At 71.3% G+C, this 22866-nt stretch carries 17 protein-coding genes; 7 read left to right on the top strand and 10 right to left on the bottom strand.

All coding sequences use genetic code 11. The features are described 5' to 3' along the window. Nucleotides 1–308 precede the first annotated feature (308 nt). The 5 genes from ABZT47_RS26085 to ABZT47_RS26065 all read right to left on the bottom strand — a co-directional run bounded on the left by ABZT47_RS26085 (nucleotide 309) and on the right by ABZT47_RS26065 (nucleotide 5322). Nucleotides 309–869, bottom strand: a complete 561-nt coding sequence (locus ABZT47_RS26085) for a YbaK/EbsC family protein (RefSeq protein ID WP_354847214.1) — start codon at nucleotides 867–869, stop codon at nucleotides 309–311. 3 nt (nucleotides 870–872) lie between these two features. Further along, entirely contained in the window at nucleotides 873–2648 is a 1776-nt protein-coding gene (locus ABZT47_RS26080) for an FAD-dependent oxidoreductase (RefSeq protein ID WP_354847212.1), read from the bottom strand. Nucleotides 2649–2712: 64 nt separating this feature from the next. Further along, complete coding sequence (locus ABZT47_RS26075) at nucleotides 2713–3555, bottom strand: M55 family metallopeptidase (RefSeq protein WP_354847209.1); 843 nt, start codon at nucleotides 3553–3555, stop codon at nucleotides 2713–2715. Continuing rightward, nucleotides 3552–4853 carry a DUF6395 domain-containing protein gene (locus tag ABZT47_RS26070; RefSeq protein WP_354847206.1) on the bottom strand — a complete coding sequence of 434 codons (1302 nt, stop codon included), beginning with the start codon at nucleotides 4851–4853 and terminating at the stop codon, nucleotides 3552–3554. Before ABZT47_RS26070 ends, ABZT47_RS26075 begins: the two co-directional genes overlap by 4 nt. A 106-nt stretch (nucleotides 4854–4959) precedes the next feature. Further along, nucleotides 4960–5322, bottom strand: a complete 363-nt coding sequence (locus tag ABZT47_RS26065; RefSeq protein ID WP_354847203.1) for a hypothetical protein — start codon at nucleotides 5320–5322, stop codon at nucleotides 4960–4962. Between the two features lie 164 nt (nucleotides 5323–5486). On the opposite strand from ABZT47_RS26065, the gene ABZT47_RS26060 reads away from it, so the two are divergent. Continuing rightward, entirely contained in the window at nucleotides 5487–6380 is an 894-nt protein-coding gene (locus ABZT47_RS26060) for a hypothetical protein (RefSeq protein ID WP_354847199.1), read from the top strand. Nucleotides 6381–6526: 146 nt separating this feature from the next. On the opposite strand, the gene ABZT47_RS26055 is transcribed toward ABZT47_RS26060, so the two are convergent. The 5 genes from ABZT47_RS26055 to glgP all read right to left on the bottom strand — a co-directional run bounded on the left by ABZT47_RS26055 (nucleotide 6527) and on the right by glgP (nucleotide 12025). After that, a complete protein-coding gene (locus ABZT47_RS26055; protein ID WP_354847196.1) occupies nucleotides 6527–6883 on the bottom strand; it encodes a winged helix-turn-helix transcriptional regulator in 357 nt (118 codons plus the stop codon). A gap of 10 nt (nucleotides 6884–6893) precedes the next feature. Next, nucleotides 6894–7472, bottom strand: a complete 579-nt coding sequence (locus ABZT47_RS26050) for an NAD(P)H-dependent oxidoreductase (protein WP_354847193.1) — start codon at nucleotides 7470–7472, stop codon at nucleotides 6894–6896. A 103-nt stretch (nucleotides 7473–7575) separates the two neighbouring features. Further along, nucleotides 7576–8859 carry an RNA polymerase sigma factor gene (locus tag ABZT47_RS26045; protein ID WP_354847533.1) on the bottom strand — a complete coding sequence of 428 codons (1284 nt, stop codon included), beginning with the start codon at nucleotides 8857–8859 and terminating at the stop codon, nucleotides 7576–7578. Nucleotides 8860–8925: 66 nt separating this feature from the next. Then, nucleotides 8926–9309, bottom strand: coding sequence for a YciI family protein (locus ABZT47_RS26040; protein ID WP_354847190.1), 384 nt, complete (start codon nucleotides 9307–9309; stop codon nucleotides 8926–8928). Between the two features lie 118 nt (nucleotides 9310–9427). Then, nucleotides 9428–12025 (bottom strand): alpha-glucan family phosphorylase, encoded by a 2598-nt coding sequence (glgP, locus tag ABZT47_RS26035; protein ID WP_354847187.1) that lies wholly within the window; start codon nucleotides 12023–12025, stop codon nucleotides 9428–9430. A 448-nt stretch (nucleotides 12026–12473) separates the two neighbouring features. Here glgP and ABZT47_RS26030 point away from each other — a divergent pair, with 448 nt between their 5' ends. The 6 genes from ABZT47_RS26030 to ABZT47_RS26005 all read left to right on the top strand — a co-directional run bounded on the left by ABZT47_RS26030 (nucleotide 12474) and on the right by ABZT47_RS26005 (nucleotide 22805). Next, nucleotides 12474–14501 (top strand): alpha-1,4-glucan--maltose-1-phosphate maltosyltransferase, encoded by a 2028-nt coding sequence (locus ABZT47_RS26030; protein ID WP_354847185.1) that lies wholly within the window; start codon nucleotides 12474–12476, stop codon nucleotides 14499–14501. A gap of 52 nt (nucleotides 14502–14553) precedes the next feature. Beyond that, nucleotides 14554–16266: a maltose alpha-D-glucosyltransferase gene (treS, locus tag ABZT47_RS26025; protein ID WP_354847182.1), complete on the top strand. Its 1713-nt coding sequence runs from the start codon at nucleotides 14554–14556 to the stop codon at nucleotides 16264–16266. Further along, the gene (locus ABZT47_RS26020; RefSeq protein ID WP_354847179.1) at nucleotides 16263–17690 is read left to right on the top strand and encodes an aminoglycoside phosphotransferase; all 1428 of its coding nucleotides are present in this window, start codon (nucleotides 16263–16265) and stop codon (nucleotides 17688–17690) included. Before treS ends, ABZT47_RS26020 begins: the two co-directional genes overlap by 4 nt. Nucleotides 17691–17815: 125 nt before the next feature. Continuing rightward, on the top strand, nucleotides 17816–18379 hold the full coding sequence (locus tag ABZT47_RS26015; RefSeq protein ID WP_354847176.1) for a hypothetical protein: 564 nt from the start codon (nucleotides 17816–17818) through the stop codon (nucleotides 18377–18379). A 275-nt stretch (nucleotides 18380–18654) separates the two neighbouring features. Continuing rightward, complete coding sequence (glgB, locus tag ABZT47_RS26010) at nucleotides 18655–21060, top strand: 1,4-alpha-glucan branching protein GlgB (protein ID WP_354847530.1); 2406 nt, start codon at nucleotides 18655–18657, stop codon at nucleotides 21058–21060. Between the two features lie 53 nt (nucleotides 21061–21113). After that, nucleotides 21114–22805 (top strand): S49 family peptidase, encoded by a 1692-nt coding sequence (locus tag ABZT47_RS26005; protein WP_354847174.1) that lies wholly within the window; start codon nucleotides 21114–21116, stop codon nucleotides 22803–22805. Nucleotides 22806–22866: the final 61 nt, after the last annotated feature.

Genomic DNA, 22866 nt, shown 5'->3' with positions numbered 1-22866 from the left:
CAACCCCCGTCGCCGGCCGGGCGGCCGGCGGTCTCGGGGAGGCGCCCGCCGGACTCTTCCTTGAGCCCGGCGCGGAGACCAGAGCGCTGCGCGCGCTCGCGGCCGTTGACGGCACGTAGCACCATACCGGCTTAAACCCCGCCCATGAGAGGAACCAAGAGGCCACATTCCCGGTAGTACAACGGCTGAACCGGGCCCAAGGGTTTCCAAAATCGGGAAACTCCTGTGACCCGTGTGCGCCGGAGCGATCACTGTGCGCGTCATGGCGGGGTGTGCGCGCGCCGCACGAGGACCCCGGCGCCCGCAGGTCACTGGGCGAGCGCGACCACCTCGGCGGTCTTGAGTCGGGCCAGCGCCTCGCCCGAGAGCGCCAGCTTGGAGCCCCTGATGCCGCTGCCGATGACCAGCAGCGGACGCCGCGCGACCTCGGCGTCCACCAGGACGGGCCAGTCGCCGGGCAGGCCGAGCGGCGTGATGCCGCCGTACTCCATGCCCGACAGCGCCACGGCCTCCTGCTGCGGGGCGAAGGACGTCTTGCGGGCGTCCAGATGGCGGCGCACGACGCCGTTCACGTCGGCGCGCATCGTCGCCAGCACCATCACCGCCGCGTACCGCGTCTCACCTCCGCGCTTGGCCGCGACGATCACGCAGTTCGCCGACTCCTCCGGCGCCACGCCGTACCGCTCGCAGAACGCGGCGGTGTCGGCCAGCGCCGGGTCGATGGGCGCCACCGACACCTCACCGGCCACCCCGGAGGCCCCCTCGGAGGCCATCTCGGAGGTCATGGCCCCGATGGCGCGCGCGACCGGATCGGCGAGCAGATCGGGCCGGTCGCCGGCGGGCACCCATTCGAGCGTGCCCAGTTTCATGGGTCATGCCTCCTTCAGGACGCGGTGATGGAGTTCGGTCACCACCTTACGGGCGGACTCGAAGGCTCCCGCCTGCCAGGCGATCAGATGGGTGAGCCAGTCCCCGGCGAAGTACACCCGCCCGGCGGGACGCAGCAGCGCCCGCTGCCCCGAAGGCGAGGACCAGCGCACCCACGCGCCCTCGATGTGCGGCTGCCGCGCCCAGGAGACCGACACACTGGACAGCAGGTCCTGACCGTACTTGCGGCCGTGGATCTTGCGGCCTTGGGTGAGGGCCCTGCGCAGTCGCTCCCGATGGGTCAGCGCACTGTAGACGTCGGCGTCGGCGCCGGTGTTGTAGTAGCCCACCACCAGCCCGCGCCGCTCGTGGAACCCGTGGGAGGGGTACCAGATGTGGCCGACGTCCAGGTCGGTCTCGGTGGCGCCGCCGTACACGCGGTCCTCGATCTCCCACCAGCGCCGGCCGTACTCCAGGCCGAGCTTGCCCGCCGCCATCGGCACCGCGCCGGTCAGGGCCGTCTTGACCTCCGCGCCGAGGTTGCCGGGGATGCGGGCCAGCACGTGCGGCGGCAGCGCCGCGACGCAGTACTGCGCCCGCAGCGGCGCGCCGCCCTCCACCGCGACCTCGACGCCGTCGGGGGTGTTGGTGATGCGGGTGACCCGGACACCGGTCCTGATGCGCGCCGCCCCGACCCGCCCGGCCAGCGCGCGGACGATCGCGTCCATGCCGCCCACCGGCTGGAACATCGGCATGGCCTGCTCGTATCCGGCGTCCATCGTCAGGACGCGGCCGAGCCCCTGGCTCAGCACCTCGGTCAGCGCGGGGACGGCGCCCAGCTCGGCGCCCGGCCCCACCCCAGGGTTGACCCGGAAGCCGCGGCGCTCGCCCCCGGTGTAGGCGTGCGAGGGGCCGATGTCCCCGAAATGGGAGAGGAAGTCCAGCAGCCGCTCCTTGTCGGCGCGGGTGAGCCGGGCGTCCAGCGCGCCGGCGTCGGTCGCCTTGGCCAGCAGCTCGGAGATGTACCCGTAGGCGTCGGCACGGGCCGTGCGGGCGCGGACGGGCGCCTTCATGCCGTCGGTCAGGACGTAGGCGGCGGAGTTGGTGTTGACGAACACCTCCAGCGGGACGCCCAGCTCGCGGCAGTAGTCGAGCGTGACCATCCACTGCGCGATGCGCGCGGGACCGGCGTTGAAGTACGTGCTCTCCCCGAACCCCACCCGCTGGAGTTCCCCGGCCTGCCCCGCTCCCCCCTGGAGCGGCAGCTCGGCGACGGTGTCGCCGCCGCGCAGGGTGAGGCTGCGCCCGCCCACCCGGTCGCGGGCCTCCAGCACCGTGCACTCGTACCCGGCCTTGCCCAGCTCGTACGCGCAGGCCAGGCCGGCGACGCCCGCGCCCAGCACCAGCACCGACGCCGGGCGGCCGCCGCGTAACGCGAAGTCCGAGCGCTGCGGCGGGACGTACGGCGACGGCGCGGCGGACCCGCCGGCCAAGGGCACGGGGGCCGTCTCCTTGGACGGGGCCAGGCCGAGCACGCCCATGGCGGCGTACATGGCTCCCGCTCCGCCCGCGGCGCCGATGCCGACCAGCAGCGACCGCCGCGTCAGGCCGTCCCCGCCGCGCGACTCCGGTGACCCGCCGTCCCGCAACCCCGACGGCCCGCCGTCCCGCGGCCCAGGTGGCAGGCCGTCCCGCGGCCCAGGTGGCAGGCCGTCCCGCGGCCCAGGTGGCAGGCCGTCGCGCGACCCCGACGGCACGCCGCCTCGCGGTCCAGGTGGCACGCCGTCACCGTGTCCCGGCGGCCCGTCCTCCTGTGGCCGCGGTGACCCGTCTTCGCCCACCGGCTCAGCCGTACACGCCGCTGCCGCAGGCCACCTGGCCCGCGATCATGGCGAAGATGCCGAGCAGCGCCATGATGTCCCGGAAGTCCTCCGTGGTGAACTCGGTGTGCCGGGGGCCGGCCGCGCGCACGCCGGGAATGAGCGAGCAGCCGGCGGCGATGGCCGTGGAGTTCCACTCGACGCCGAGGGTGTACGGCGAATCCACCACGTGCGGGCGGAAGTCGCTCAGCCGGTTCAGGGCCCGCGCGGTGGCCTCCCGGATCAGCGCCTGGGCGACGCTGGGCGGCAGCAGCTCGGCGGCGAACCTGTCCACGCCCTTCTTGACCGCGACCGTCTCGACGTCGCCGAGCAGCTCGCGCGCCTCGGCACAGACCGCCTCGTCCCCGGTGACCAGCGCCACCGGCACGCCGAGGAACCCGGCGAACCCGGCCACCAGCCGCGTCTCGCCGCACACCTCGCCGTTGAGGTAGACGTTCTGGATCTCCTTGCCCATCCAGGTGTGGTTGAGCACGCCGTGCTGGACCCCGGCGCGGGCGTGGTAGCCGGCGAAGCAGGCGGCCTGGAAGTCGGCGGTCAGCCCCTGGGCCATGCGCATCGGCTTGCCCGGGCCGCGGAGCAGCGTGGCCCGCGGGTCCAGCAGGTCCACCCGGAGGTTCTTGGTCGAGCCGTGGGCGTCGTTCACGGTCACCGCCGTCGCGCCCGCCTCGTGGGCGCCGGCGATCACCGCGTTGGCGTCCGCGGTCATCAGCTCGCAGCCGCGTTCGTAGCCGCGGCCTCCGGCGTGCATCTCCTCGGGGTCGGTGAGCCCGGTCACGCCTTCCATGTCGACCGACACGTAGACCTTCATCGCCCTCCCCAGCTCTCTACCCGCTTGACGTCGTCCGCGTCCATGAAACCGAAGTCACGCTCCATGACGGCCGCGATCGCTCCGCGCCAGCGCGCGGGGATCTCCTCGACGGCCGGAGGGTAGCACCGCTCCAGCCAGGCGGTGGACTCGGGTGTGGCCCTGAGATATCCGGCCGCGCGGGCGAAAGGCGTGTCGTCGATGTTCGGGATGTGCGCGCACCCGTACTCGATCATCTCCTGGCCGCCGTACGGCGGGGGCTGCTGCCACTTGCGCGCCACCGGCCGGTCGGCGGTGATCGCCGTGCTCATCGGACGGCGCTCGATCGCGGCCTGGATCAGCTCCTTGTACAGGCACTTCCCGCACCGCCCGCACGGGCCCGCGCCGTCGCCGCGCAGGCACCAGCGCACCTGGTCGCGCAGCTCGGAGCCCAGCGCGACGCGCATCGTCATCGCCTCGCTGATGCCGCCGACCGGCAGGACCAGCGACAGGCCCGCGGCGGCGAACAGCCGGCCCCACGGGCCGTGGCCGGACCACATCGGGTTGTCCGGGGTGTACCGGTGCACGTACCGGCCGCCGCCCAGCCACCGGGAGCCGATCTCGTAGCCCAGGGCGACGCCGCCGAGGTCCATGGCGTCGGCCAGCAGGACGGCGCCCGCCATCACGGCATGGTGCTCGGGGTAGCCCGGGCGGGGCGAGCGCAGCAGGAACTCCAGGTCGGACTCGACGATCGTCACGTCCCTGCCGGTGTCGTTCGCCAGCGCGGCCAGCACGTCCGACCGGTAGTGCGTCCAGCGGTTCGGGACGCGGGGATGGCCGACCCTGCGGAAGTGGATCAGGGGCGCGTCCGGCAGGATCGCGGCCACGGCCGCCGAGTCGGCGCCCCCGCTGTAGGAGATCGCCAGCCGGTCACCGGCCGCACGCGGCGGCCCCCCGCCCACCGGCCCGGCCTCGACGCCCCAGCCGCTCTCGAACGCCGCCGCCAACTCGGCCGAGATCGGCCGGTCGAACACCACCCTGTGCCGCGTCCACGGCGCCGCCACCGTCCACGCGGCCAGCGCCAGCAGATCGGGATGCACCTCCCCCGGCGGCGTTCCCGCGCCGGACGAACCCGCTCCCGACGACCCGGCCCCGGACGGGCCCGCGTCGCCCGCACGGGCTGGAAGGCGCACATGGCAGGTGTCGGTGGCCAGCTCCACCGGGTGCCCGTCGGTGACCGTCCCAGCGAGGTCCTCGCGGGCGTCCAGCCGCATGCGCAGCCGCCACAGTCCCCCGTCCAGGGCCGTCCACGCGACCCTCACGACGCCACCTCACCGCTCCCCAGGCCCGCGTCCGGGACCGTACAGGCACTCCTCACGATGCCGCCTCGCTTCCCGGGCCCCCGTCCGGGGCCGTCCAGGCGCCCCTTCACGATGCCGCCTCGCCGCTCCTCAGGCCGTCCACGGCCTGCCAGAGCCGGACCTCCTCCTGCAGCAGGTGGTCGACGGCCGAGGCGGTCTCGGTGGCCAGCCGGTGGGCGTCCTCGACCTTCGCGGTCAGGGCCGCGCCCGGCGTCCCCGCCGTCGTGGCTGCGCGCTTGACCTCGCGGCGAAGCTGCTCGACCTCGCGCCGCAGCCCTTCCATCTCCCTCTTGAGCGCCTGGACCTCCCACAGGGCGTCCCGGACGTCCTGCCGGTGGTCGGCCCGCGTCACATAACGGGCATCCAACCGGCCGACGACGGCGCGCCGGAGCCGCAGCGGCGCCAGGACACGCATCACGAACCCAGCCATGACCGGTCACCTTAACGGCAAAGCCTGATCTACCCGAATCCCATAGATGACCGTTACATCACGTTTCCTGACAACCCACGCTGACTCGGCACCCAGGCGTCCGACACGCCTCAGAAGCCACCGCACAACAGATCAACAGCGTCATCACGCACCGCACTTGACTGATGGCATTCCGTGACGTGCCCTCGCTTATACATGACACTCTCAATCTGATGTTCCGTGACCGGCCGCAGTTCGCGCTGGAGATCCTGCGCGATCAATTCGGCGTCGACGTGCCGAACAGCGCGTCGGCGTATCTGGCGCCCGGCGACTTCAACGACCGTCCCTCACGCGACTCCCAAGCCGACACGGTGATCCTCGTGGGGCCGCCGCGAGACCCCACACACGGCGTCATCGTGGAGATCCAACAGGAGGTCGAAGAATCCAAACGCCGCGGCCTGGCCCGCTACGCGGCGGCCCTGTGGCTCCAGCTCGACTGCCCGGTCACCGTTCTGGTGATCTGCAACAAGGCGAAGGTCGCCCGCTGGATGGCCCGGCCGATCACCACCAGCCTCGACGCCTACGAGCTCACGCCCAAGGTGTTCGGCCCCGACCTCACTCCCGTCATCACCGATGCCAAGCAGGCGCGGGAGCATCCGGAGCTGGCGGCGCTCTCGGTGATGGTGCACGGCGAACAGCCGCTCGTCGCGTCGGCCTTCATGACCGCGCTGGAGAACGTCGACCCCGAACACGCTCCGCAATACTATGAATACGCACACCGACTGGCCTCTGAGGCCGTGCGGCGCACCCTGGAGGAGATCATGAAGGACACCACCTGGCCCGTCTACAGCCCCTTCGCCAAAGAGCACTACGGCAAGGGCCTCGAAGCGGGCAAAAAGGAAGCACGGGTCGAAGAGAGGGGCAACGCGGTGCTGACAAACCTCAAGGCTCGCGGCGTCCACGTCTCCGACGACGTCCACGAGCGCATCACCACCTGCACCGACCTCTCCCTGCTCAGCACCTGGATGCTGCGCAGCGCCACTGCCACCACCACGGACGAACTGTTCACCGACGACTGAGCGTTGTACCGAGCGTTCCGGCCCTTGTGCCCGGCCTCCGAATCGAGTCGTCGTGGTCGTCCGCCGGCCGCGTGAGCGTCGCGAGGGTGAAGGCAGGGCCGTCTCGGGCCTGTGGGGCCCGGGTCACCGTGCTGTCCGGCCCGGCGTCACGACTCGGCGGCCGGGCCGTCGGCGGAGGGCAGTGGGATCCATTTGTGGGACCAGGCGATCATGGCTTCGAGCACCGGGGCCAGGTCGCGGCCCTTCTCGGTGAGGTGGTACTCGACCTGCACCGGAGTGGTCGGCAGGACCACGCGCTCGACCAGGCCCTCGACCTCCAGGGTGCGCAGCCGGGCGGCCAGCATGGTGTCGCTGATCCCGGGCACCGCCTCTCTGATCTGGGCGTACCGGCTGTGGCCGGTGAAGATGACCCGGAGGACGGCGCCGGTCCAGCGGGCGCCGATCAGTTCGACGGCGATGTGGAACCGTGCGCAGACCTTGTGGATCTCGGTCGTGGCCGTCATGGTTGGCTCCTCATGCGGGCAGGCTCTCGCGGAGCGGCCGCAGGGCGTCGCTCACGCGCCTCAACTCGTCGAACATGGCCTTCGCCGAGGAGACCATGAGGTCGTTCGGGGAGAGGCTACCGTCCTCGCCCACGAACTGCTGGACGAAGGGGATCGCGACCGCTTCGACCACGGGCGTCATCTTGAGGGTCGTGACGACCTGCTTGATCATCTGAGCGGCGCGGAGCCCGCCGGAGACCCCTCCGTAGCTGACGATGCCGACCGGCTTGTAGGCCCACTCGTGGAACAGGTAGTCGATGGCGTTCTTCAGCGGGGCGCTGTAGCCGTAGTTGTACTCCGGCATGACGAAGACGAAGGCGTCGGCCCCGTCCACCTTGGCGCTCCAGTCCAAGGTGTGCTGGTTGAGGTAGTTGCGCAGCCTCGGGTGGTGCGGCTCGTCCATGAAGGGCAGGCCCAGCTCCGCGAGGTCGACCACCTCCACCTCGTCGAACGCGCCCTGCGCCCTGGCCTCCTGCTCGATCCACCGCGCCACGGGAATCCCCGCACGGTTGGGCCGGGTGCTCGCCACCAGAATCTGCAACTTCGCCATGACCATCTCCTCACCAGCGGACTCGGACCTCTCAGACCTTGCCCGCCGCCGCATTCGGCTAAGCATTTCTTAGCCGCTACGGATAACTGAGCACCTCACCTCCTTATTCCGGATCCGCTGAAGAGCCATCGATCCCCCGCGCGCCGTGCAACGAGCCGTGCTCGGTCGCGGCGGCGGCGCGTTCCATGAGCAGGGTGCGCTCACGGGTCGTCGGTGCCAGGCCCGCCGCCCGTTCGAGCTCCTCGGCCGCCTCGGCCGACCGGCCGAGGCGCAGCAGGACGTCGCCGCGCACGGCGCCGAGCAGGTGGTAACGCGCCATCCGCGCATCCTGCCGGACGGCGTCGAGCGCCTTCAGCGCCACCTCGGGCCCGTCCGCGTGCAGCAGCGCGACCGCGCGGTTGAGCTCCACCACGGGCGAGGGGGCGAGCTGGGCGAGAGCGTCGTACAGCGCGACGACGGCCTCCCAGTCGGTCTCCTCGAACCGCCGGGCGCGGGCGTGGCAGGCGGCGATGGCCGCCTGCAGGGTGTAGGGCCCGAGCGCGCCGCCGGCCGTCTTGGCGCGAGCGAGCGAGGCCAGCCCGTGCGCCACCAGCGTCCGGTCCCAGCGGGAGCGGTCCTGGTGCTGAAGCAGCACCGGCTCGCCGCGCGGGCCGGTGCGGGCACGGAAGCGGGACGCCTGCAGCTCCATCAACGCCACCAGCCCGTGCACCTCCGGCTCGCGCGGCAATAGGCCGGCCAGGATGCGGCCGAGACGCATGGCCTCCTCCGCGAGGTCCCGGCGGACCCACTCCTCACCCGACGTGCCCGAGTAGCCCTCGTTGAAGATGAGGTAGACGACCTCCAGAACGGCCGACAGCCGGGCCGGCAGTTCGTCGTCGCCGGGCACCTCGAACGGCACCCGCGCCTCGGTCAGCGTGCGCTTCGCACGGGTGATCCGCTGCCCCATGGTCGCGGCCGGGGCCAGGAACGCGCGGGCGACCTCCTCGGTGCTGAGCCCGCCGACCAGGCGCAGCGCCAGCGCCGCGCGCGACTCGCGGGACAGGACCGGGTGGCAGGCGACGAAGACCAGCGACAACAGTTCGGCGTCCGCGGCCTCGCCGGGCGGCGGAGCAGGAGCCAGGAGGTCGGCCGCGACCTGGGCGTACTTCTGGTCCCGCACCCGCTCGCGCCGGATGAGGTCGATCGCCCGGCGTCTGGCCGTGGTGGTCAGCCAGGCGCCCGGGTTGTCCGGGACGCCCAGCCGCGGCCACTGTTCCAGGGCGCACGCGAACGCCTCCTGGGCGATGTCCTCGGCCAGCCCGACGTCCCGGACCACCCTGGCGAGATGGGCCACCAGGCGCGCGGACTCCATGCGCCACACCGCCTCGACCGTGCGCCGGGCGTCCATCACGACCCTTCCCCGAGCGAGCGCCGCGCGTGCACCGCGTCCCTCCCCGGACTCCGGCCGGCGCCCTCAGCCCCGCGTCTCCGCGGCCGGGAAGTCCTCCTCGTCGTAGTACGGGCGCACCTCCAGGACCTCCCGCCTGCCGCTGCCGGGGTCGCTCGGGCACTGCCGGGCCCACTCGACGGCCTCCTCCAGGGAGCTGACCTGCCAGACCCAGTAGCCGACGATGATCTCCTTGGATTCGGTGAACGGACCGTCCACCACCGAGGTCGTGCCGCCCTCGAAGACGACCTGCGCCCCGTCGGAACTCGGCCGCAGGCCCCCGCCGTCGAGCATGATGCCCGCCTTCACGAGCTTCTCGTTGTAGGCGCCCATCTCCGCCATCATCTCCGGCGTCGGAACGATCGCGCTCTCGTCCGCTCCGCTCACCTTGATCATGACCATGACCCTCATGACTTCTCCTCCGTCGGCCGCCGCCCGGCCGTCGTGCCGGGTGGTCTTCTCACATGGACGTCGAACGGGCGAGCGGCCTTTTCTACATGAACGGAGAATTCGGCGCGAACAAATCGCCTCAGCGGAGGGTGCCGCTGGTCATGCCGGCGGGTTCCTCCGGGACGGCGATGAGGCCGAGCTCCGCCGGAGAGGACATCAGCGGGTGGGAGGGGACGACCCGGACGGTGTAGCCGAACGCGCCGGTGCGGTCGAGGGGGACCACGCCGGTGTAGGCGGCCTTGCCGTCGTCGCCGACCGGCCCGGCGGTGAGGGGGATGTACGACGGCGCGAGGAGCTGGTCGTGCACGCCGACCTTGCCGTAGGCCGCCTCGACGCTGACGTCGTCCGGGGACAGATCGCCCAGGGCGATGGTGGCGCGCACCTCCATCGACGCGCCCAGCTCCGGGGTGTCCCCGATGCCCGACGCCTCGATGTGCTCGACGCGCACGCCCGGCCAGGCGCGGGTGACGCGCAGCTTCCAGGCCGCGAACTCGCGGGCCTTGGCGTGCTCGCCCTTGGACAGCTCGCGGGCCGACCCGGCCGCCGGGGTGTAGAGGTCGACGACGTAGTCGCGCAGCATGCGCCCGGCCAGGACCTTCGGGCCCAGGGAGCTGAGGGTGTGCTTGACCATGTCGAGCCAGCGGCGCGGGTGGGAGTCGCCGGCCCGGTCGTAGAAGCGGTCGGCCACCTCGCGCTCGATGAGGTCGTACAGCGCGCCGGCCTCCAGCTCGTCGCGGCGGTCGTGGTCCTCGACGCCGTCGGCGGTCGGGATCGCCCAGCCGTTGAGGCCGTCGAACCACTCGTCCCACCAGCCGTCCCTGATGGACAGGTTCAGGCCGCCGTTGAGCGCGGCCTTCATCCCGCTGGTGCCGCAGGCCTCCAGGGGGCGCAGCGGGTTGTTCATCCACACGTCGCAGCCCTGGACCATGAGCTGCCCGAGCGCCATGTCGTAGTCGGGCAGGAAGACGATGCGGTGGCGCACGTCCTCGCGGTCGGCGAACTTGACGATCTGCTGGATGAGCCTCTTGCCGCCCTCGTCGGCGGGGTGCGCCTTGCCGGCGATGACGATCTGGACGGGCTTTTCCGGGTCCAGCAGCAGCTGCTTGAGCCGGTCGGCGTCCTTGAGCATGAGGGTGAGTCGCTTGTAGGAGGGCACCCGGCGGGCGAAGCCGAAGGTCAGCACGTCCGGGTCCAGGGCCTCGTCGATCCACCCGAGCTCCGCGGTGGAGGCGCCGCGGGCGCGCCAGGAGGCGCGGAGCCGCTCGCGGGCGGCCTCGACGAGCCGGCGGCGGAGCCGGCCGCGGATGGCCCAGATGTCCTCGTCGGAGAGCTTCTGAACGCCCTCCCATCCCTGGGCGATCTCGACCAGCGAGGGCAGTTCCTTGCCGGCCAGCTCCATCACCTCGCGCGCGACCCACGTGGGGGCGTGCACGCCGTTGGTGATCGAGCCGATGGGGACGTCGTCGAGGTCGAACCCCGGCCACAGGCCCTGGAACATGCCGCGGCTGACGTCGCCGTGCAGCTCGGAGACGCCGTTGACCCGCTGCGCGAGCCGCATGCCCATGACGGCCATGTTGAAGACCTGCTCGCCGCCCTCGGGGCCGTCGGGCTCGGCGCCGAGCGCGAGGATGCGCTCGACCGGCACGGTCGGCCATGCGTTGTCGCCGCCGAACTGCTTGCCGATCATGTCGGCGGGGAAGCGGTCGATGCCGGCGGGCACCGGCGTGTGCGTGGTGAACACGGTGCCGGCGCGGACGGCCTCCAGCGCCTCGTCGAACGACAGCCGGTGCTCGGTGAGCTCGCGGATGCGCTCGAGGCCGAGGAACCCGGCGTGGCCCTCGTTGGTGTGGAAGACCTCCGGCGCGGGGTGGCCGGTGACGCGGCAGTACGCGCGCAGGGCCCGAACGCCGCCGATGCCGAGCAGCAGCTCCTGCATGAGCCGGTGGTCGGTGCCGCCGCCGTACAGCCGGTCGGTGACGTCGCGGGCGGCGTTGTCGTTCTCGGCCACGTCGGAGTCGAGCAGCAGCAGCGGGACGCGCCCGACCTGGGCGACCCAGATCTGCGCGTGCAGCGCGCGGCCCTCGGGCAGCGGGATGACGACGCGGGCGGGCGTGCCGTCCTCCTCCTTCAGCAGGCTGAGGGGCAGGCCGCCGGGGTCCAGGCTCGGGTAGTGCTCCTGCTGCCAGCCCTCGGCGGACAGGGACTGGGTGAAGTAGCCGTGCCGGTAGAGGAGCCCGACGCCCAGGATGGGCACGCCCAGGTCGCTGGCGGCCTTCAGGTGGTCGCCGGCCAGGATGCCGAGACCCCCTGAGTACTGCGGGAGCGCGGCGGCGATGCCGTACTCGGGCGAGAAGTATCCGATGGCCGCCGGGGCGTCCGGCAGGGTCTGGTACCACCGGGGCGCGGTCATGTACTCGCGCAGGTCGTCGGCGGCGTCGGCCAGCTTGCGGAGGAACCTGCGATCACGGGCCAGCTCGGCCAGCCGGTCAGCCTCCACCGCTCCGAGCAGCGCGACCGGGTCGTGCCCGACGCGTTGCCAGGTGTCGGGGTCCACCTCGGCGAACAGGTCCATGGTCTCGGGATGCCATGACCAGCGCAGGTTGTGGACGAGCTCGCCGAGTGCGGCGAGCTCCGCGGGAAGAACGGTACGGACGGTGAATCTGCGGATTGCTCTCACTGGCCAGACCCTAGTTACTCAGCGCCACGACGCGCGACCGGAACACTCTTGTGCGCCTACCAGATCTCATGCGTTTCTGCTCTCACCGCTACCCAAGCGGCTCAAACCTCACTAAAGCGGACTCGTCACAGTGATCTCAACTTGATCATGTCTTGATCATGTACGACCGATGACCGAAGGCGGAGACCAGGTCCGACAGCGGGAGACACAAGCCCCCCAAGTATCCCCTGACTTCCCTCAAGCAGGCTTGAAGCGCGACTATGGGGGCAGTCCCATGTAAGAGCCACACCACCGCCTGCCAGCCCCGGGACGACGGTCGTCGTCTCGGGGTGTGATGCATCATGCCCGCCCATAGCCGGCGTCCGCCGGCGACGACCTAAAAAGCAAGATCCTCCTGCCCTCACAATTCCCGGCGGCGCCCGGCGCGTCGCCGCTACCTTGAGACGCGATGATCGGACGAATCCCAATCCAGGACATCCAACCTGTCGTCGACTGCGGGCAGTGGCCCGCGAAGGCGGCGGCCGGCGAGACCTTCGAGATCAGCGCCACCGTGTTCCGCGAGGGGCACGACGCCGTGGCCGCCGGGGTCGTGCTGACCGACCCGCAGGGCACGCGCGGGCGCCTGCTCGCCATGCGCGAGGTCGCCCCGGGCACCGACCGCTGGGCCGTCGAGGTGACGGCGCCGACCGAGGGCGAGTGGCAGTACCGCGTCGAGGCATGGAGCGACCCGATCGCCACCTGGCTGCACGACGCCGGCATCAAGATCCCCCGCGGCATCGACACCGATCTCATGTGCGAGGAGGGGGCGCGCCTGTTCGAGCGCGCCGCCAAGGCCGTGCGCCAGGCGGGCTGCGACAGGTGCGCCCACCGGGCCATCCTGCAGAACGTGGCCGACCAACTGCGCGACGACGACCTCGACCCGCGGGCGAGGCTGGCGGTGGCGCAGCTCCCCGAGACGGCGGCCGTGCTGGCCCAGCACCCGCTGCGCGACCTGGTCACCCGGGGGCCGAGGCACCGGCTGCGGGTCGACCGCAGGCGGGCGCTGTACGGCTCGTGGTACGAGCTGTTCCCCCGCTCCGAGGGCGCGGTCCTCGACGAGGGCGCCGTCCCCAAGTCGGGCAACTTCCGCACCGCGGCCGAGCGGCTGCCGTCGGTCGCGGGCATGGGCTTCGACGTGGTCTACCTGCCGCCGGTCCACCCGATCGGCGAGACGTTCCGCAAAGGGCGCAACAACACCCTGCACCCCGACCCGCACGACGTCGGCTCCCCCTGGGCCATCGGGTCGGAGGACGGCGGCCACGACGCGCTCCACCCCGATCTCGGCACGCTGGAGGACTTCGACGCGTTCGTGTCGCGTGCCCGCGAGCTCGGCCTGGAGGTGGCGCTCGACCTGGCCCTGCAGTGCTCCCCCGACCACCCGTGGGTCAAGGAGCACCCCGAGTGGTTCACCGTCAGGGCGGACGGGTCGATCGCCTACGCCGAGAACCCGCCGAAGAAGTACCAGGACATCTATCCGCTGAACTTCGACAAGGACCCCGAGGGCATCTACGCCGAGGTGCTGCGGGTGGTGCGCCACTGGACGGCGCACGGCGTGCGCATCTTCCGCGTGGACAACCCGCACACCAAGCCGGTGGGGTTCTGGGAGCGGCTGCTGGCCGACGTCCACGCCACCGACCCGGACGTGCTGTTCCTGGCCGAGGCGTTCACCCGTCCCGCCATGCTCCAGACGCTGGCCAAGATCGGCTTCCACCAGTCGTACACCTACTACACGTGGAAGAACTCCAAGGCCGACCTCGAGAGCTACCTGACCGAGCTCTCGCACGAGACGTCGCACTTCCTGCGCCCGAACCTGTTCGTCAACACTCCGGATATCCTGCACGAGTACCTGCAGAACGGGGGGGTCCCGGCGTTCAAGATCAGGGCCGTCCTGGCGGCGCTGGCGTCGCCCACGTGGGGGGTCTACGCGGGCTACGAGCTCGCGGAGAACGTCCCGGTACGACCGGGCAGCGAGGAGTATCTCAACAGCGAGAAATTCGAGCTGAGGCCGCGCGACTGGGCCGCCGCGGAACGCGAGGGCCGGAGCCTGGCTCCCTTCATCACAACCCTCAATTTGTTCAGAAGAGCACACCCGGCGGTTCAGGAACTGCGTAACCTACGGTTCCACAACGTCGACCACCCGGACATGGTCTGCTTTTCCAAGCGGCTGCCCGGAGCTTATGACGCGTCCACACGAAGGCACGGCATAGGCGATGTGGTCGTGGTGGTGGTCAACCTCGACCCACACAACACCCACGAGGCGACGGTCTGGCTGGACATGCCTGCCATCGGCCTCGATTGGGGCGCCGAATTCGTCGTGGACGATGAGCTCTCGGGCGAGTCGTACCGCTGGCGGCATGCCAATTACGTGCGCCTCGATCCGCACATCAACCCAGCCCACGTCCTCACACTGCGAGCGACGCCGGCCAGTCAGCCGTAGGCACTGGCGAAGGCGGCGGAAAGCGCGCATAAGCACAGCGGGGAGTCCACAGGTGAGCTTGACGCCTCAGCCCGTTCCGAATACCTTCACACACGAAAAGCCGCGCGACCCGCACTGGTACAAGCGCGCCGTCTTCTACGAGGTCCTCATCCGGGGATTCGCGGACAGCAACGGCGACGGCACCGGTGACATCCGCGGGCTCATCAGCAAGCTGGATTATCTCCAGTGGCTCGGCGTCGACTGCCTGTGGCTCCTGCCACTCTACGAATCCCCCCTCAAAGACGGCGGATACGACATTTCCGACTTTATGAAGATTCTCCCGGACTTCGGTGACCTGGGAGACTTCATCAAGCTCGTGGACGAGGCACACAAACGCGGCATGCGGGTCATCGCCGACCTCGTCATGAACCACACCAGCGACCAGCACCCCTGGTTCCAGGCGTCCCGGCACGACCCCACCGGCCCGTTCGGCGACTTCTACGTGTGGTCGGACAACAACGAGGAGTACAGCGACGCCCGCATCATCTTCATCGACACCGAGACCTCCAACTGGACCTACGACCCGGTGCGCGGGCAGTACTACTGGCACCGGTTCTTCCACCACCAGCCGGACCTCAACTACGAGAACCCGGCGGTTCAGGACGCCATGGTCGAGGTCCTGAACTTCTGGCTGGACCTCGGCATCGACGGCTTCCGCCTGGACGCCGTGCCCTACCTGTTCGAGCAGGAGGGCACCAACTGCGAGAACCTCCCGCAGACCCACGCCTACCTGAAGCGCATCAGGAAGGAGGTGGACGCGCTCTACCCCGACCGCGTGCTGCTCGCCGAGGCCAACCAGTGGCCCGCCGACGTCGTGGAGTACTTCGGCGACCCGGTGACCGGCGGCGACGAGTGCCACATGGCCTTCCACTTCCCGCTGATGCCGCGCATCTTCATGGCCGTCCGCCGCGAGACGCGCTACCCCATCTCCGAGATCATGGCCCAGACCCCGAAGATCCCCGACCACTGCCAGTGGGGCATCTTCCTGCGCAACCACGACGAGCTCACCCTGGAGATGGTGACCGACGAAGAGCGCGACTACATGTACACCGAGTACGCCAAGGACCCGCGGATGCGCGCCAACGTCGGCATCCGCCGCCGCCTGGCGCCGCTGCTGGAGAACGACCGCAACCAGATCGAGCTGTTCACCGCCCTGCTCATGAGCCTGCCCGGCAGCCCCGTGCTGTACTACGGCGACGAGATCGGCATGGGCGACAACATCTGGCTCGGCGACCGCGACGGCGTCCGCACCCCCATGCAGTGGACCCCCGACCGCAACGCGGGCTTCTCCGACTGCGACCCCGGCCGGCTCTACCTGCCGGTGATCATGGACCCGATCTACGGGTACCAGGCGCTCAACGTCGAGGCGCAGCAGAAGAACCCCGGCTCGCTGCTGCACTTCACCAAGAAGATGATCGAGATCCGCAAGCGCCACCACGTCTTCGGTCTCGGCGAGTTCACCGAGCTCAACTCCTCCAACCCCAGCGTCCTCGCCTTCGTCCGCGAGCTGGGCGACGACCGGGTGCTGTGCGTCAACAACCTGTCCCGCTTCCCCCAGCCCGTCGAGCTGGATCTGCGCCGGTTCGAGGGCGTCACCCCCGTGGAGTGCACCGGAGGGGTGCCATTTCCCCCAATTGGCGAACTTCCGTATCTTTTGACGCTCCCCGGGCATGGGTTCTATTGGTTCACCCTTCCACCCACGAGCGCAGCAACCGAGGAGACGTGAGACATACTCTCGAAGAGCTGCTTGCCGGCTGGATCACCCATCAGCGGTGGTTCGCCGGCAAGGGCCGCGCGATCACCGAACTGGCCGTCGAGGCCGCCACCACGTTGCCCCTTCGTGGTCCTGCAGAATCCTTCCACAGTGATGTGGCGGGGTCCTGCGGGACCACGGACCGCCGCAGACCGCCGACCGACGACCGCGTCACCGTGCGCCACCTCGTCATCACCGTCCGCCAGGACGCGCGCACCGACCGCTACCAACTCTTGATCGGCTTCCGCCCCGAATTGCCGCAGCGACTCAAGCACGTCGCCATCGGCGAGACGCCCGACGGCCACGCCTACGACGCCGTGCACGACGCCGAGGTCACCGGCCTGCTGCTGTCCGGCATCGCCTCCGGCGCCGACATCGGCGGCCTGCGGTTCCGCCACATGCCCGGCATCGAGATCGACACCGCCCTCCGCAGCCTGGTGCTCGGCGCCGAGCAGTCCAACACCTCCCTGGTGTTCGGCGACGCCTACATCTGCAAGCTGTTCCGCAAGATCGTCCCTGGGGTGAACCCGGAGCTGGAAGTGGTCTCCGCCCTCGCCGAGCGCGGGTCGCCGAACATCGCAAGGCCTTACGGGTGGATCGAGACCGACATCGGCGGGGAGAACACCACGCTGGCCTTCACCCAGGAGTTCCTGCCCACCGCCAGCGACGGGTGGGCCCTGGCCCTCACCAGCGTGCGCGACCTCTACGGGTCGCTGCCCGGCACCACCGCGGCCGAGGCCGGGGGCGACTTCGCCGCCGAGTCCACCCGGCTCGGCATGGCCACCGCCCACCTGCACAAGGAGCTGGCCGCCGCCTTCACCACCAGCACGGTGGAGGCGCCCGAGGTCAAACGCATGGTCGAGGGGTTCAGGCGGCGCCTGGAGGCCGCCATCTCCGAGGTGCCCGGCCTGGCGGAGCACGCCGGCGTCGCCCACGAGGCGTTCGACCGGCTGGCCGACACCGGACGGCCCATCACCGTGCAGCGAGTGCACGGCGACTACCACCTGGGCCAGGTCATGCGCACGCCCGGCGAGTGGGTCGTGCTGGACTTCGAGGGCGAGCCTGGGCAGCCGCTCCAGGAGCGCCGGGCCCTGGACTCTCCGCTCAGGGACGTCGCCGGCATGCTCCGCTCGTTCGACTACGCCGCGCGCCACCTGCTGGCCGACCACCCCGAGGCCAAGGAACTGGAGCCGCTGGCCGCGGAGTGGGCACAGCGCAACCGCGCGGCGTTCATCGCCGGATACTCGGCGGGCGGCGGGCGCATCCACGGCGACGACGCGGTGCTGCTGCGCGCGCTGGAGCTGAGCAAGGCCGCCTACGAGGTGGTCTACGAGGCGCGCAACCGGCCGTCCTGGCTGCCGATCCCCCTGGCCGCCTTCAGCCACGACCTGGGCTGAGTCGGCCACGACCTGGGCCGACCCGGCCACAACCTGGGTTGACGGCGCTCGCGAGGCGGCGTGTGCGTCCTCACGTTGGATACCATGGGCGACCGGACATTGACGGACGGTGAGAGAGTGGGCTGATGAGGCGACGGCGGCTCGCGATCCCCGTCGTGTTCGGCGTCCTGGTGTCCGGCATGTGCGTGTTCGCGCTGACCGTCCGGACGGGCGAGGAGCGCGGAGGGACGCGGCGCACGCCCCCGGCGGCCGGCGGGCCGACCGAGGCGGGGCGGCCCGAGCGCGCCGCCACCGGAGCCGATGACGAGGTGAGCGCGCGCAGCCGCGCGGCCGCCCGCGCCCGGCGCGGCGGCGCGGCGGCCGCCCCCGGCCTCCCCTTCACCGGCGACCCGCGCGACGGCGGCCATCCGGCGGCCCCCACCCCCTCCGAGCAGGTGCGCGCGACGCGGTTCCTGCTCGCCGACCCCCCGCTGGCCGCCGTCGTCGGCAGGGCCTACGCCGAGGCGGCGCACCGTCCGCTCTCGTCGGCCGCCGACCTGCGGGTGCGGTCGCTGGTCTTCCGCCGATTCGGGTGCGAGACCCGCCGTTGCCTGCAACTGTTCGTGTGGTTCCCGAACGGCGAGGAGCTCGACATCGGTCGCGTCGTCGTGGACATGGCCTCCGGAGGCGTCCGCGTGCTGAAGTGGTGAGCACGCGCGGGTCCGCATGCTGGAGCGGTGAGCGCGCGAAGGCGTCCGCGTGCTGAAGTGGTGAGCACGCGAGGGGTCCGCGTGCTCGGATGGTGACGCCGCGCGGCCAAGGCGTCCCCTCACCCGGGGGCGGTGAGGCCGTTCCGGGCTTGCCGAACCGTGCGTTCGCCGTTCCCGCGGTGTGATCCGCCCGACATCATGGGTTGGTGGGACGATCTGGGGCAGGGTTAGCTCAATAACACCAATCACGGTGCCGAGGAGCAGTGAGCGAGCTGATGAACGCGGATCTTGACTTGAACCGGCTGGCCGGCGGCGCGCACCATGATCCGCATGCGATCCTTGGCGCGCACCTCACCCCCGAGGGCCTCACCGTCCGGGCGCTCAAGCCGCTGGCGGAGAAGGTCGAGCTGCTGCTGGATGACGCCGCGCACGAGATGAGCCACGTCGAGCACGGGGTGTTCGCGGCGACGCTGCCGGGGGTGGACAAGATCCCGCCCTACCGGTTGCGGGTCACCTACGCCGGCGCGGAGCCGCACGAGGCGGGCGACCCGTACCGCCACTGGCCCACGCTGGGCGAGGTCGATCTGCACCTGATCGGCGAGGGCCGGCACGAGCGCCTGTGGGAGGTCCTCGGCGCCCGCGTCATGCGGCACGACGACGAGGACGGCACCGCCTTCGCCGTCTGGGCGCCCAACGCGCGCGGCGTGCGGGTCGAGGGCGGGTTCAACCACTGGAACGGCGCGGCGCACCCGATGCGGTCGCTCGGCGGGTCGGGCGTGTGGGAGCTGTTCATCCCCGGGGTCGGCGAAGGAGAGCACTACAAGTTCTCCATCCTCGGCGCCGACTCGGTGTGGCGGTCCAAGGCCGACCCGATGGCCCGCCGCACGGAACAGTCGCCCGCCACCGCCTCCATCGTCGACTCCTCCGCCTACGCCTGGCAGGACGACCAGTGGATGCGCCGGCGCGCCGAGCGGGACGCGCTGGCCTCCCCGATGAGCACCTACGAGGTCCACCTGGGCTCCTGGCGCCCCGGCCTGAGCTACGAAGAGCTGGCGACCCAGCTCGTGGAGTACGTGCGGGACATGGGCTTCACCCACGTGGAGCTGCTGCCGGTCGCGGAGCACCCCTTCGGCGGTTCGTGGGGGTACCAGGTCACCTCCTACTACGCGCCCACCTCGCGGTTCGGCGGCCCCGACGAGTTCCGCCACCTGGTCGACCGGCTGCACCAGGCCGGCATCGGCGTGCTGCTCGACTGGGTGCCCGCCCACTTCCCCATGGACGAATGGGCGCTGGCCCGTTTCGACGGCACCCCCCTGTACGAGCACTCCGACCCGCGGCGCGGCACCCACCCCGAGTGGGGGACGTTCATCTTCGACTTCGGACGGCGCGAGGTGCGCAACTTCCTGGTCGCCAACGCGGTCTACTGGCTCAAGGAGTTCCACATCGACGGGCTGCGCGTGGACGCGGTCGCCTCGATGCTCTATCTGGACTACTCCCGCCGCGAGGGCGAGTGGACGCCGAACATCTACGGCGGCCGGGAGAACCTCGACGCCGTGGAGTTCCTCAAGGAGATGAACGCGGTGGCCTACCGCGAGGCGCCCGGCATCGTCACCATCGCCGAGGAGTCCACGGCCTGGCCGGGGGTCTCCCGTCCCGTGCACCTGGGCGGGCTGGGGTTCGGGTTCAAGTGGAACATGGGCTGGATGCACGACACCCTGGCCTACCTGCACCACGAGCCGGTGTTCCGGCAGTACCACCACCACCAGATGACCTTCTCGCTGATGTACGCCTACTCGGAGAACTTCGTGCTGCCGCTGTCGCACGACGAGGTGGTGCACGGCAAGGGGTCGCTCATCGGCAAGATGCCCGGCGACGAGTGGCAGCGCTTCGCCAACCTGCGGGCCCTGTTCGCGTTCATGTGGGCCCATCCCGGCAAGAAGCTGCTGTTCATGGGCGGCGAGTTCGGCCAGGGCTCGGAGTGGTCGGAGGAGCGCGGCCTGGACTGGTGGGTGCTGGACTTCGAGCCGCACCAGGGCGTCCAGCGGCTGGTCCGCGACCTCAACCGCCTGTACGCCGACTCTCCGGCGCTGTACTCCCAGGACCACTCGCCGTCGGGGTTCCAGTGGATCGACGCCGACGACGCCTCCGGCAACGTGTTCTCCTTCGTGCGCCACGGCGCCGACGGCTCGATGGTGGCCTGCGTGGTCAACTTCTCCGGTCAGCCGCACCACGAGTACACCCTTGGCCTGCCGGCCGCCGGCCTGTGGGAAGAAGTGATCAACACCGACGCCTACCAGTACAACGGCAGCGGAGTCGGCAACCTCGGGTCGGTCGAGGCCGTCGAGCGGCCCTGGCACGGGCTGCCGTACTCCACGAGCCTGCGGCTGCCGCCGCTCGGCGCCCTGTACCTGCGCCACCCCGGCACCCGCGAGGCCGGCCCCGCCGCGGCCCTTCCGGCCGCCGAGCACGACGACCCCGCGACGGCCCTCCCCGCCGCCGAGGACGCGGCCCCGGCTGACGGCCCGTCCGCTGACAGCCCGTCCGCTGACGGCCCGTCCGCTGACAGCGCGCCCGCTCACCGCGCGCCCGCCGACGGCCTTCCCGCCGCCGGGGACGCCCTGACCGGCGCGGCGCCTCAGAGCGGCACGGCCGCGGACGGCGAGGAGCGGCCGCCGGCGTGAACCGATGGGAAAGCGTGCGCCTCTTCCCCGGAAACGTCGCCTAGGGTGTCGCTATGGACGCGACAAAGTCGATCATGGACACCGTCGACAGGTTCCGGCAGCGGCGCACGGCTCCCCTGGTTCTCGAGCTCGACCTGACCGAGGGGCTCACCGAAGGGCCACCCGCCGATCCGCTCAGCGCCGTGCTGTCGATGCGCAAGACGCGCCTGGCCGACGTCCTGTCCGGTCTGCGCCGCGCGCGCAGGGACCCGCGCGTCAAGGCCCTGGTCGTCAAGATCGGCGGACGGCCCATCGGGCTCGCCATGGTCCAAGAGCTGCGCACGGCCGTCGTGCGGCTGCGGGCGGCGGGCAAGCTGACCGTGGCCTTCGCCGAGACCTTCGGCGAGTTCGGCGCGGGCACCGTGCCCTACTACCTGGCCAGCGCCTTCGAGAAGGTCTACCTCCAGCCGTCCGGCGACGTCGGCCTGACCGGCATCTCGCTGGAGCAGCGCTTCGTGAAGAACGCGCTGTCGAAGATCGGCGTCGACTACCAGATCGGCCAGCGGCACGAGTACAAGACCGCGGCGAACATGTTCACCCAGGACCACATGACCGACGCGCACCGCGAGTCCACGGGGCGCATCGCCGAGTCGGTCATCGAGCAGATCGTCGCAGGCATCGCCGAGGGGCGCGGCCTGGCCCCCGAGCGGGTCCGCGAGCTCGTCGACCAGGGCCCGTTCATCGGCGCCGAGGCGGTCCAGGCGGGCCTGGTCGACCGGCTCGCCTACCGCGACGAGGTCTACGACGAGGTCCGCTCCGAAGGCGACCTGCTGCTGTACGTCTCGCGGTACGCCAAGGGCGCCATCGCCAAGAAGCTCCCGCACCCGGGCGAGCGCGTCGTCGCGCTGATCCACGGCAGCGGGCAGATCCGGCTGGGCCGCAGCGGGCGCAGCCCGCTCGGCGGCGGGGGTGCCATGGGCTGCGACACGATCGCCGCCGCCTTCCGCGCCGCCCGCCGCGACGACGCCGTCAAGGCGGTCGTCTTCCGCGTCGACAGCCCCGGCGGGTCGTACGTCGCCTCGGACGTGGTCTGGCGCGAGGTCGTCCTCACCCGCAAGGCCGGCAAGCCGGTCATCATCTCGATGGGCGACCTGGCCGCGTCGGGCGGCTACTTCGTCTCGATGGCCGCCGACGTGATCGTCGCCCAGCCGGGCACGCTGACCGGCTCCATCGGCGTGTTCGGCGGCAAGCCCGCCGTCGGCGAGCTGCTCGGCCGCCTCGGCGTCACCTCCGAGTCGGTGGACGTCGGCGCGAACTCCGGCATGTTCTCGCCCAGCCGCGCCTTCTCCGAGCCGCAGTGGGAGCGGGTCAACGCCTGGCTCGACCGCATCTACGAGGACTTCGTGGGCAAGGTCGCCGAGGGCAGGGGCTTCGACCGCGACCGGGCCCACGATCTGGCCCGCGGCCGGGTGTGGACCGGCGCCGACGCCTTCGGCAGGGGCCTGGTGGACGAGCTCGGCGGCCTGGAGGACGCGCTGGCGATCGCCCGCAGCCGGGCCGGCCTGCCGAAGGACGCCACGGTGCGCCCCTATCCGCGCATGCATCCGCTCGAACGGCTGCGGCCGGCGGAATCCAGCGAGGACAGGGCCGCGGCGCTCGGCCAGGTGCGCCTGGAGGCCTGGGGCCCGCTCGCCCGGGTGGCCGCCGAGCTCGGCCTGCCCGCGTACGGGCCGCTCATGCTGCCCGGCACGTGGACGATCCGCTAGCGCGGCGCCCCGCGCCACCGTCCGCCCGGCCGCTCTGGTGGCCCGGCGGCGGGCGCCGCTA

It is taken from the genome of Sphaerisporangium sp. NPDC005289, assembly GCF_040607455.1.
Taxonomy (GTDB): Bacteria; Actinomycetota; Actinomycetes; order Streptosporangiales; family Streptosporangiaceae; genus Sphaerisporangium; species Sphaerisporangium rhizosphaerae.
Note: the sequence above shows the minus strand (reverse complement) of the source record. Positions and strands in the feature narration are given on the sequence as shown.